The sequence below is a fragment of the Pseudomonadota bacterium genome, from assembly GCA_030859565.1.
Classification (GTDB): Bacteria; Pseudomonadota; Gammaproteobacteria; order JACCXJ01; family JACCXJ01; genus USCg-Taylor.
In genome coordinates, this window is record JALZJW010000008.1 from 40,101 (window position 1) to 51,833 (window position 11,733).

Here is an 11,733-nt window from a genome sequence, read left to right on the forward strand (position 1 = left end):
TACCGCTTTTATTCCACGGTCACGGATTTAGCGAGATTACGCGGTTGATCGATGTCGGCCCCTTTAAGCACGGCGACGTGATAGGCAAGCAGTTGCAACGGTACCGTATAGACAATTGGGGCGATGAGGTCATCGACGGAAACCGCTTCGATGGCAACGACGTTGTTGGCGCTTTGCATTCCGATACTCGGATCGGCAAAGACATAAAGCTTGCCCTTTCGTGCCCTGACTTCCTCCAAATTCGATTTCAGCTTTTCCAGTAATTCGTTGTTTGGCGCGACGGCGATGACCGGCATATCTTCGTCCACCAGCGCCAAGGGCCCGTGCTTTAATTCGCCGGCCGGATAGGCCTCGGCGTGAATATAAGAAATTTCTTTCAGCTTGAGGGCACCTTCCATCGCGACTGGATACATCGCGCCACGGCCTAAATACAAGGCATGATGTTTATCCGCGAACTGCTCGGACAACTGCTTAACCCGATCGTTGAGCAGTAATGCCTGGTTCAGCTTCCCGGGCAGGCTTTCTATCGTTGCCACCAACGCTTTCTCGGCCGCTGCATCCAAACCGCGCCGCCGACCGAGCGCGACCACCAGGAGCAGCATGGCCGTAAGCTGGGTCGTGAATGCCTTCGTTGAGGCCACGCCGATTTCGGGGCCCGCCCGCGTTAAGAAGACGAGGCCGGCTTCGCGCGTGAGCGAGCTTTCGGGGACATTGCAAATCGCCAAGGTATCCAAATATCCTGAGGATTTCGCGAGTCGTAACGCGGCCAATGTGTCGGCCGTTTCTCCCGATTGCGAGATCGCGACGAATAATGTGCCCGGCTGCACCACGGACTTGCGATAGCGGAATTCACTCGCTATCTCGACGCTGCACGGGATGCCGGCGACCCCTTCCATCCAGTAGCGGGTGACGAGACCAGCATGGAAGCTCGTTCCGCAGGCAATGACTTGGACCGCGCGCACCTGGTCGAAAACAGCATGCGCCCCGAAACCAAATGCGTCCTCGACGACCCTGCCTTCTTGGGTTCTGCCCTCTAAGGTGTCGGCCACCGCCCGCGCTTGGGTGAAAATCTCCTTTAACATGTAATGCCGGTAGCCTGCCTTGTCAGCGGCATCGGCGGAAAGTTGCGAGATGGAAATCGGCCGTTCGACGGGCCGGCGCCCGGCATCATAAATCGCGACGCTGTCGCGCCGGATGTCCGCAACATCGCCTTCCTCCAAAAAAATAAACCTCGGGGTCACCGGCAGGAGCGCGAAAACATCGGAGGCGATGAAAGTTTCTCCGATACCTATTCCGATGACGAGCGGGCTGCCGCGCCTCGCAGCAATGAGCCGGTCGGGTTCCGATGCGCTAATGACGCCGAGGGCAAACGCGCCCTCGAGCTCTTGCGCGGTGTCAAGCACCGCGGTAAGCAAGTCTTTCCCGGTCTTTATGTGGTCGTATATCTGGTGAACCGCGACTTCGGTATCGGTGTCGGAGGTGAACTGATAGCCTTTTTCGCTCTGCCGCAAGCGGAGCTTATTGTGGTTCTCGATGATTCCGTTATGCACCAATGCGACGCAATCATTGGAGACGTGGGGATGGGCGTTGCGGGTGCTCGGTTCGCCATGGGTCGCCCAGCGCGTATGGGCAATGCCCAAAGATCCCTGAACCACGGTGTCTTTGAGCGCCGCCTGAAGCTTATCGACCTTGCCTAAAACACGCAGGCGCTCCAACGACCGCTTATTATCGATTACCGCGATCCCCGCCGAGTCGTATCCGCGATACTCCAAGCGCCTTAGCCCTTCGACAAGAATGGGCGTCACATCTCGCTGTGCAACTCCGCCGACGATTCCGCACATAACGGTCCTCGATTAAAAAATTTCTGCGTATACTTGGATAACATAGCTTATAACGGTAAGCGATGCCGTATTTCTTGCTGACATTATTATAACCGTCCCGCCGGGGGCAAATACCGCACCCAACCGGCCGTAGGTCGTCTGCCTTAAAGCTTGCGACCTCAGGACCTTGCGGCCGGGCGGCAGTGTTACGGGATCGCAATCCAAACGCGTGTCCCCCACTCTACCATCGCTACACTGGATCTGAAAAACTCGACTGCCGGACTTTTTATTTCGGCATGGTCTTGGCATACTGAATCACTGCAACGAATTTATTATGCCGGGATCCGGGCTCGCGGGAATCGCCATAGAACGGGCATGTCTCCGGCGTTTGCAGCGAAGATTTACGAGAAGGAATGTGATGATTCAACGGGTGGAAGCAGAATGCGCGGAGGTGCGTGCAGGGGCCTTGTACTGGATCACGCCTTTGGCTTTATCGCTTCTTTTGTACTGCCCGTGGGCGAATTTGAGCTATTACGCCCAGTCGGTGAGGGGACAAGCTGCATTGCTATTAAAAAGGAGACCGATCAGTTCCGTTATCGCCGAACCGCAAACGCCCGCGCCAATCAGACATAAACTGCATGTGGTTCTGGATCTGCGCAGCTTTGCAATCGACACGCTCGGCCTCACGGATAATGGAAGCTATCTTACCTTCGTGGATCTCGATCGCAGGGCGGTTGCGTGGAACGTATTCGCAACTCCGGAGTTTTCACTCAGCCCCTTGAACTGGTGTTTCCCGTTCGCCGGCTGTTTGAGCTATCACGGCTATTTTTCCGAGAACCGAGCTCATAGCGCGGCGGCGGGACTATCGAAGGCCGGCAACGACGTTTTTGTAGGCGGGGTCGCGGCTTACTCTACGCTCGGCTGGTTTCGAGATCCGGTCTATAGCACCATGCTAAGCTGGAGCGACACGCGGATCGGCGAGCTTATCCTGCATGAAATGGCGCATCAAACGGTTTATGTTCCGGGCGATAGCGCTTTCAACGAAGCCTTTGCGACGACGGTGGCCACGCAAGGCGTCCGGCACTGGCTGGTGCAAACCAAACAGCATGAAAAACTCAAAGATTTTGATTTAGCGAAGCGCCACGAAGATGCCTTCGTCACGCTGGTGCTCGATACGGCGAGGCGCTTGCAGGACCTCTACGCATCGCGATTGATTTCAGCGGAGATGCGCGCCGCGAAACAAGGCATTTTTACAGATTTACGCGAGCGCTACCGCGCGGTGCGCGATCAATGGGGGGGCTATTCGGGCTACGATGCATGGATGGCGCGGGACTTAAACAATGCCAAGCTCTCTTCGATCGTTACTTATCGGGAGCACACCCGGGCATTCGAACGGCTTTTTAACAATGTGAACCAGGACTTCCGAAAGTTCTACCAACGAGTCACGGCGATCGCGGAGCTAACTCCGAGCGAGCGTTCCGCGTTCTTCCGGCATCTTGTAGGCCATAGCGTAGCGGGCCAGCTCGGCGAACCATCCCCACCTGACCATAAGTCCTAGGTTTTTCACAAGCTCTCACGATAGACTCAATAAGAGGGCAGCCGTTAAACCAAGCCGCGCGATTGTTCCCGAGAAGGTTTGCGGCGGATCCCCATGCGCATCCGGCCTATTTTCGTATAGAATTCCCGTTGTTTGCGTGCTCAAGCTTGTGCAGCATTCCATCTCGCACGCGACGGTGTGGGATCCCGATGCCAGGGGATCGAGTGCAGGATTTGCCTTATGTTCGAGACGATCATTGATCGGGAACGCTTAAAGCAGCATCTTGGTGCGGCCGGATGGGTTATCGTTGATTGCCGGTTTGATCTAACGAACAAGCTGGCGGGGCGGGTAGCCTACCGTGCGAGTCATATTTGGGGTGCGGTGTACGCCGATCTCGAACACGACTTGACCGGCTCCCCTTTGATAGACCACGGACGGCATCCTTTGCCAAGCACGCAAGCGCTGGAAACGCTGTTCGTGCGCCTGGGTATCGAAGACCGCACGCAGGTCGTGGCCTACGACGCCGCTGGTGGTTCCATCGCGGCGCGTTTGTGGTGGTTACTCCGCTATATGGGGCACGACAAGGTTGCCGTCCTCGACGGGGGGTGGCAGCAATGGATCGCCATGGACTTTCCGGTCACGGCCGGTAAACAATCCAACACCGCGGGGGGGTTTCACGGCGCACCCGAGCGTCATCTCTTGCATACGATCGACGAGCTCACGCGGGCATCATTGCTGTTGGATTCGCGTGATCCCGCCCGCTATCGCGGAGACTATGAGCCCATAGATCGCGTGGCGGGCCACATCCCCGGAGCGATAAATCGCTGGTGGAAAGATAACCTCGATGCCGAAGGTCTATTTCTCTCCGCGGACGAATTGCACCTGCAATTCACAACGCTGTTCAAAGAAACGCCTCCGCAGCAGGTCTCCGTTTATTGCGGTTCCGGTGTGACTGCCTGCCATAATCTCCTGGCGATCAAGCACGCCGGGCTGGAGATGGGCCGGCTTTATGCGGGATCCTGGAGCGAATGGTGCGCAGATCCCTCCCGCCCTGTGGCGCGTCATAGCGAATAATATTCGCCTAAACGGGGACGATCTCAGAGCATTGCCGTGCTAACCAAATCGGCGTTGTTACCTAACCCGGCGCGGGATGAGCAGCTTTTAAAGCTTCTCGCGGACGGAAATATCTATTCCACCGCCAGAGTAGCTTCAGCGTTCGGCGGTGAAACACCTCCGTTAGAAACACTGTCCGTGTTGCTTGGTTCTTACGGTGTGGAGATCGAGGTTGCGGGCGATGACGGGTTGAGATTGAAGCACCCCATCGAGCTCTTGGAGGCGGATCGGATAGTGACCGCTCTAGAGCGATCCGGTTCTGCTCCTCATCGCCTTGATCTAGCGTTCTCGATCGATTCCACTAACCAGGCGCTTATGGGGAGAGCGGGCCGAGAGGATACTCACCGGCATGTATGCCTGGCCGAGTTCCAGCGCATGGGCCGAGGCCGGCGCGGGAAAGCGTGGTTGGCTCCGCTTGGAAGCGGGTTATGTATGTCCGTCGCCTGGGATCTCCGCGTCGCTCCCGAGATCCTGCCGTCGCTCGGGTTGACGACGGCCACCGTCGCAGCGCGCGTTCTGAGAAACCTGGGGATCGATGATGTCGGGATAAAATGGCCGAATGACATCTGGTGGAAAAACCGCAAGCTGGGCGGCATTCTGGTTGAAACCAGGGTCGGGCCGCACAATAAGCACACGGCCGTGGCCGGGATCGGTATCAACGTGGCGTTTCCTCAACGGAGACTACGCGAAATAGAACAACCGTATACGGATATACAGACAGCGCTGGGGCGCGGCGTTTCACGCAATGCTCTTGCCACGGCCTTGCTGCACGAACTTCATACCGCGTTCACGCTCTTCGAGCGTTTCGGATTTGCTCCGTTTTACGATGAGTGTCGAGGGTATGACGTCGTTTATGGGCAAAAAGTACAATTATCCTGGCGCGGGGCGCGCCTGGTCGGCCGCGCCTTTGGCATCGACCCGAGTGGGGCATTGTCCCTGGAGTTGGAGGATTCGACTTGCCGTTTTGAAACAGGTGATTTAAGTTTGAGGCCGGCCGATTGGTGCTAATCGTTGACGTTGGCAATAGTCGGATCAAATGGGAGTTCTGGAAGGATGGATACACGCTGGCCCAGGGAAGCGCCGATACAAGAAGCGCGTTCAGCGGGCTAGTCGATTGCGCGTGGGTAAAACTTCCGAATCCACAGCGGCTACTCGTCTCGAACGTTGCCGGTGAAGGTATCGCCGAGCGACTGACTCGATGGGCCGTGGAGAGATGGCGCGTCGCCCCGGAATTTGCAACGGTTAGCGCGGCGGCGTGCGGTGTGAGAAACGGTTACGACAAACCAACGCAGCTTGGCGTGGATCGCTGGTTAGGCTTGATCGCGGTTTGGCATCGCCATGCATCGCCGGCGTGCCTAGTGGATTGTGGAACGGCGGTGACAGTTGATGGTTTGTCGCCGGTGGGTCAGCACATCGGAGGACTCGTTCTACCCGGGCTGTCGCTCATGCGGCGCGCTTTGGCCGCACACACCGACGCAATCGAGGAGACGCGCGCCGGGGACGCGGTGCTCCTGGCGCACAACACCCGAGATGGGGTGGTGGCCGGAACGGCTCACGCGATCGCTGCGTGTATAGACCGCGTCGCTAACGAGATCAAGCGTCGATTCAATGAAACTCAGTGTATTATTACCGGGGGCGACGCTCGATTTATCACACCTCTGTTAACGCATCGGTTCGTCATGATTCCAAACCTCGTACTCCAAGGCTTGCTAATTTGGGGCCGGCGTCCTCAGCCATGAAATGGTTTGTATTCGTACTCCTGACCGCTAATATTCTGTACTTTAGCTGGGAATATAACGCGCTGCTGCGCGATGCTATGAAAAGAGCAACGCATGATCAGCCCATCCCGCAACACGTGGAAAGTCTGAAACTATTGCGTGAACTCGACCTGCCGCGAACGCCTCGCGCGCGTACCGGCCCAGCCGTGGACGAGGATCCCGAGCATAGGGACGATGCGGGAAGAGTATCAAACATCGGACAAGCGAGCAATACGTCCAAGCCAACGGCGCCAGTCACGGCGCTCGCGGATGAGCAACAAAAAGCGAAGGCCGATTCTACATCGAAGGCCGCACGCTCCGCGGATCCTGCGCCCGGTCAACCGCATGTTTTCTGCTTTACGGTCGGGCCGTTTGTGGATGAACGGGCGGCGAGCGAGGCGACATCGTGGCTGGGTCACTTGAACGCGCGTAACTGGACTAGGCAGGACGAGAAGATCACTGCTAAGAGATACTGGATATTCATAGAGCCAGCTGAGCCCGAAAGCGCCGCTCGCGCTATTCTTGAAGATCTTAAGACCAAAGGGGTGGAAGACTATATGCTGTTCAGAGACTCGGCTTCAAAGGGGATAATCTCCCTCGGGTTGTACAGCACCGAAGGATCGCTGGAGATACGACGGTCAGAACTGCGGAAGAAAGGATTCGACCCGAGCGTTCGCCCGCGTCACAAAGTCGTAAAACAGCACTGGGTCGATTCCATGGCGAGCGAGAACCCCTCGATTCGGCGGCAGCTAAAAGAGAAGTTCGGCGCTCAGTGGTTGGCAAGAGATTGCGCTGAGCTGCAGGCCAACCTGCGAGACTAAATCAGCTTCCGTGTTCCGATTCTCGCGGCATCCTTCGCCAAACGTTATATATATATCAGGTATTTCTCGCGGGAGCTATCGGTATGCGAGTCGCGGTGCGGCGGGAAATATATCGTAAACGCGAGATAAGGACATTCCGAGCTGTTGCAGCGCTTGCTCCAGATCGGGGCCGGAATAGCGGTATTTCTGAAGCACTGCATAGGCTTCGGCAAGGAGATTACCGTAGTATAAAGTGCGTGCGAGTGACGACATCTCACCCGCAGCGCTGGCGGACGCCTGATCTTCGAGTGCCTGCACGTATACCTGAGGAAAATTCCAATATTCTGCAACGAATCGCGACAGTTTAAACGCATATTGCCGTACGATTTGAGCAACCACTGCGGCGCGCGGAGAAACGGACGAACCGGTGGCCCGGAACGCAACGCATAGAAGCTTGAATATTACCAACTTGCCAACGTCGTGGGTCAGTCCGATAAAAGCCGCATCATTCGCATCCACTTGGTTTTCGTATGCCAACTCGGCACATGCTTGCGCACAATCACGTGCATGGTCCCACAGAGGTTTGCCAATCAGTTGAACGAATATCGGTTTAATTGGAATAGTGGGCCGAAGCAATACCTTTGTTAATACCGATCTTAGCGTGTCCGGCGCAAGTTCTTCTAAGGCTTGATTGAGATTGGAAATCGGTTTCGCGGAGCCCTTGCGCGAGCCCTCGTTTGCAAAACGAATAATTTCCGCCGCCACCGCGGGATCTTGCATGGCGAAGGGATAAACACGGCCGACGGTAAATGGCGCTTCGTTGAGCTTGGGAAGAAGCGCGCTTACCGTGGCCGGCATCAGAGGTAAGCTATCTAATGGATATTCACCGTCCAGGACGCTGCGTACTTTTTGTTGCAGATAATGCTCCACGCGGTTGAGTGCCTGATCGGTTTCGCTGTCGGATTCAGTAAAAAGGCCGTTCACGGCTTCGGCCAATTCCTCATAATTGGTGGCAGTGCGCGCTGTGATTTCTCCGGTTGACCCTGTCATCAAGGTACTCCTGCCAGGAATAAGATAGGGATCAACATGGGGTCCAAGAGCGAGCATCAGCATGCTATCGGCGCTGATATTTGGACCTTTAGCAATGGGCGGTTGGATGTTTAAATTTGCTCCCCGGGTAATAGAGCGGGAACCGTGGCGATGCGGTTTTAAATGGGGGAGAAACGCAGGCCTTCCCGTTGGGCGTTCCACGGGATTTCCTCCCCGCTGGCGTAATCGAAGTTGATGAGGGGGTTATTGAGCCTTTACCGCCGCCAATAGATAGACGGCTTCGTTACTAGCAACCTCGGCGCTGCAAGTTGCGCCAGGCGGGAAAAACAAGCAATCGCCGGGACGTAATACCATGGATTGACCGTCAAGTGTGATACGAAGTCGACCACGCAAAACCGCGTGGACCGAATCGATATCGGGGCAATGATCCGAAATCTTGGAATCGGGCTCATATTGATTCGTCCGACCTTGGTAGCCGCGAAGCGCGAGTTTCTTGACGACACCTTCTTCGGACGGTTGTCCGTCGGTACGGTTGTCCCAGCGTTCCAGCATAAAATTTTGTAAAGCTCGATAACATACAACCCGATTGCCGCCCTGAAACCTGGCTTCATAGAGCGCGGTATCGACGTACTCGATCAAGTCGTTCGGGTTTCGGGACCGAGATGGGATCACTGTCGCGACGCCGGTATGGATCGTTACTATCGCTCCCGGATCTAATGCGGCATGAATCACCCTTTGCGTTTCCACCTCGCGCCGCAAACTCTCCGCGATGCGGTTTGCACTTGCCGTGTCGGCTCCCGGCAGCAGGATACTGAATCGTGTACCATCGTGACGGGCCGCCACGTCTCCCGCGCGTCGAGAGAAATTCCGTATGATACCGGCTATGCGCCGCAGGCACTTCGCGCCTTGGGTCGATCGGTAAAAGTCCCGATTCCGTTCGCCATCATCGAGATCGAACATGATCAAGGAGAGCGGCTTCTTGTCGCGCATCAGGCGCGGCCATTCCGTAGCGAGGATTTCCGTGAAATGGCGGGTATTGAGCAAACCCGTGATGGAGCATTTGGTTGAGATGCGGACCAGGGTGCCGGCTAAGGCCCTGGCTTTTAGCTCCGATGACTCCAAGACAGCCGTGGTCCGCTGCAATTCCGACGCCGTGCGTTCTTGTTGTTCCGCATGGGTCTTGAGTGCAATATTTAGCGTACTGACTTGCTCATTGCCGTCATCGACGGCGTGGAGCAAAAGCCTGCCTTCTTCGCGGGATCGCCAGTAGGCAAATAGCGTCTCATTCAAGCGGCGCGAAGCGATAAGCAATGTAGCTGTATATATTACTAGTACTACGGCAACCGCCAGATTATCTGCGTTCACGTGGAAAATATGGTAGGCGATGGTTGGCGCCAGTGCTGGCATCGCATACGCGAAAACAGCATCCGATGCGCCCGAGTAGATGGCAAGCATAGCCATGGCGAGACATCCTGTGCATAGCAAGATCAAGGTCGGACTATATCCGGTGCCGTAGGCGGAGATCGTTACATTGAACACCCCCCATGCGATACCGGTGATCGCGATGCTTGAAAGAATTGCGGTCAACCACAGCGCTTCATTTTTATCACGTGTGCGCGATCGTTGGTAAAGACTGCTTAGCGCGATGCGGAGCGCGTAAATGCACACCAGGGCGCCAGTCCAAAAAGCCGCTACCCCGTGGGTGTTGCTTCCCCAAAGCGAGCAGAACGCAACGATTGCTAACAGCGTTCCGACGCCTATTTCCGATAACGCGGATCTATATAAATAACTAATGTGGTCGATCCGCACTAACCGTTTTAAATCGACCGTGTTGAAAATGGGGACACGTACCATTCGCTATACTCGCTAGGTCTTTAGTTGAATCCCATGGGATCCGGGGGCCAATCGCGGCAAAATCTCATGGTGACGATACGCGCCACGAAAAAGTCACCGCTCGAAGAGCGGATGAAAAAACCATGCCATCACGTACGTTCCACGTTAGATGGGGCGGGCGATGGGGCACGTTTCCGGGTTGCTAAGATTCCGTCATAATTTCCGCAGCCAACGGCGGGAACCATGGGCAGGTTGTAACAGACCGACTTTTCGGTACTTAAAAAGTGGAACCAGCGCCATTCCCGTCACGAAACCGCCGATATGGACGTACCACGCGACCCCGCCTTCTTGGGCGCCGGCGAACGCTGTATTAAGCAACTGAAACACAATCCAAAAACCCAGCACTAAAAAGGCGGGTAATCGGACTAAGCGGGAGAATTTAGGCATCGGCAGGAGCACTAAGATCCGCGCGTGCGGATACAGGAGCAGGTAGGCGCCAAGCACGCCGGATACCGCCCCGCTTGCGCCGACCACCGGTATCCCCGACGTCGGATGCGCCGCGACATGGCTCAGTGCTCCGGCGAGGCCACAAAGCAAATAGAAAACTAGATAGCGACGGCGGCCCATCGAGTCTTCCACGTCGTCGCCAAATATCCACAGGTAAAGCATGTTCCCAATCAGATGGATCCATCCGGCGTGCAAAAACATGGATGTAAACAGCGTCGCTTCGGGAGATACGAACACCAGCCCGGGCGCCAGCCGCGCATGTTCAAGCAGCAGGGCGGGAATGAAACCGAAACTATAAATTAGACGCTGAAACTCGACCTCTTCTAATGATTGCTGCAACAAAAATGGGAGAATACATGCGCCGATGAGTGTGTAGGTCACGAGCGGGCGAGATCGAAGACGGAGATCGTCTCTGAGCGGGATCAGCATGAACTTCGTTCGTACCAAGCCAGGGTAATCGGATAGCAGCGTCGCGCCATGTTAGTAACCCCGCCAAGAAATAGATAGCCCTCCAATCGATTCCAGAGGGATGTGATCGGTGGGATGTCCAGGGAGCCGACGCCCGGCTTCTCGTCATTGCAGAGATCCGCCGCGCGGCGAGATGGGGATCACTGCTCACTCATGCCGCCTGAGATCGGCCAGCGTGCCGCGGGTGGTTCTCCAGGCGGGGTAGAGGGCGGCGAACGCGGCCGCCAATACGCCGATCATCAGGCCTTGAAGCAGAATCGAGGGAACAATGTGTACCGTCATGACCCAACCGAAGGAACGCGGTATCACCACCATCTCGAGCACCACGGCAATGATGATGCCTACCGGGAGAGCGATGATACCGGCGATGAGGCCCATAAAGGCCGTTTCTAAGATGATGAGCCTTCCGATCTGCCTGGGGGTTACCCCGCAGGCGCGAAGCACACAGCGCTCGTGCGCCCGCTCCAGTTGCATCGCCATTAAGGCGCTAAAAACGCCAACGAAGGCGACGCAGCCCGCGAGCACCCGTAGAACCGTGGTGATGAGGAACGTGCGGTCAAAGATGCGCAATGAGCTCACGAATAAAGCCCGGTTTGATTTCACCGCAATCATCTGCGATGGCCCCGATAAGGCTCTGATCCGCGCTTTTAGTCGCTCCTGATCGACGCCTGGGGCGGCATAGACTCCTACGCTAGACACACCCGTGTCGCGCCAGTAACGGTCGAAGATAGGTCTGCTTATCGCGACGAGTCCCTGATCGGATCCATAGTGATAATAAACACCGGCGAGCGTAAAGTTCCGTTGGCCCAGGTCGGTCCGTAATCGAATCGAATCGCCCGGCGATAAAC

General features: G+C 56.2%; 10 protein-coding genes. 5 read left to right on the forward strand and 5 right to left on the reverse strand.

Annotated elements, in window-relative coordinates; genetic code table 11:
- Positions 1 to 8 precede the first annotated feature (8 nt).
- Positions 9 to 1,841 carry a glutamine--fructose-6-phosphate transaminase (isomerizing) gene (glmS, locus tag M3436_02470; GenBank protein MDQ3563034.1) on the reverse strand — a complete coding sequence of 611 codons (1,833 nt, stop codon included), beginning with the start codon at positions 1,839 to 1,841 and terminating at the stop codon, positions 9 to 11.
- 397 nt (positions 1,842 to 2,238) lie between these two features.
- Between glmS and M3436_02475 the strand changes: the two genes are divergently transcribed.
- From M3436_02475 to M3436_02495, 5 genes are all read left to right on the forward strand, one after another.
- Complete coding sequence (locus tag M3436_02475) at positions 2,239 to 3,378, forward strand: aminopeptidase (GenBank protein MDQ3563035.1); 1,140 nt, start codon at positions 2,239 to 2,241, stop codon at positions 3,376 to 3,378.
- A gap of 219 nt (positions 3,379 to 3,597) precedes the next feature.
- A complete protein-coding gene (locus M3436_02480) occupies positions 3,598 to 4,431 on the forward strand; it encodes a sulfurtransferase (GenBank protein ID MDQ3563036.1) in 834 nt (277 codons plus the stop codon).
- A 36-nt stretch (positions 4,432 to 4,467) separates the two neighbouring features.
- Positions 4,468 to 5,478 (forward strand): biotin--[acetyl-CoA-carboxylase] ligase, encoded by a 1,011-nt coding sequence (locus M3436_02485; protein MDQ3563037.1) that lies wholly within the window; start codon positions 4,468 to 4,470, stop codon positions 5,476 to 5,478.
- Positions 5,472 to 6,209 (forward strand): type III pantothenate kinase, encoded by a 738-nt coding sequence (locus M3436_02490; GenBank protein ID MDQ3563038.1) that lies wholly within the window; start codon positions 5,472 to 5,474, stop codon positions 6,207 to 6,209. Before M3436_02485 ends, M3436_02490 begins: the two co-directional genes overlap by 7 nt.
- Positions 6,206 to 7,048, forward strand: a complete 843-nt coding sequence (locus M3436_02495) for a hypothetical protein (protein ID MDQ3563039.1) — start codon at positions 6,206 to 6,208, stop codon at positions 7,046 to 7,048. The genes M3436_02490 and M3436_02495 overlap by 4 nt, the downstream gene beginning before the upstream one ends.
- A 75-nt stretch (positions 7,049 to 7,123) precedes the next feature.
- Here the strand turns inward: M3436_02495 and M3436_02500 are convergent, their stop codons facing one another.
- The 4 genes from M3436_02500 to M3436_02515 all read right to left on the reverse strand — a co-directional run.
- Complete coding sequence (locus tag M3436_02500) at positions 7,124 to 8,278, reverse strand: HDOD domain-containing protein (protein ID MDQ3563040.1); 1,155 nt, start codon at positions 8,276 to 8,278, stop codon at positions 7,124 to 7,126.
- A gap of 42 nt (positions 8,279 to 8,320) precedes the next feature.
- On the reverse strand, positions 8,321 to 9,931 hold the full coding sequence (locus M3436_02505) for a diguanylate cyclase (protein ID MDQ3563041.1): 1,611 nt from the start codon (positions 9,929 to 9,931) through the stop codon (positions 8,321 to 8,323).
- Positions 9,932 to 10,123: 192 nt separating this feature from the next.
- Positions 10,124 to 10,846 carry a rhomboid family intramembrane serine protease gene (locus M3436_02510; GenBank protein MDQ3563042.1) on the reverse strand — a complete coding sequence of 241 codons (723 nt, stop codon included), beginning with the start codon at positions 10,844 to 10,846 and terminating at the stop codon, positions 10,124 to 10,126.
- Between the two features lie 186 nt (positions 10,847 to 11,032).
- The coding region (locus M3436_02515; GenBank protein MDQ3563043.1) for an ABC transporter permease at positions 11,033 to 11,733 on the reverse strand (701 nt) is incomplete at its 5' end.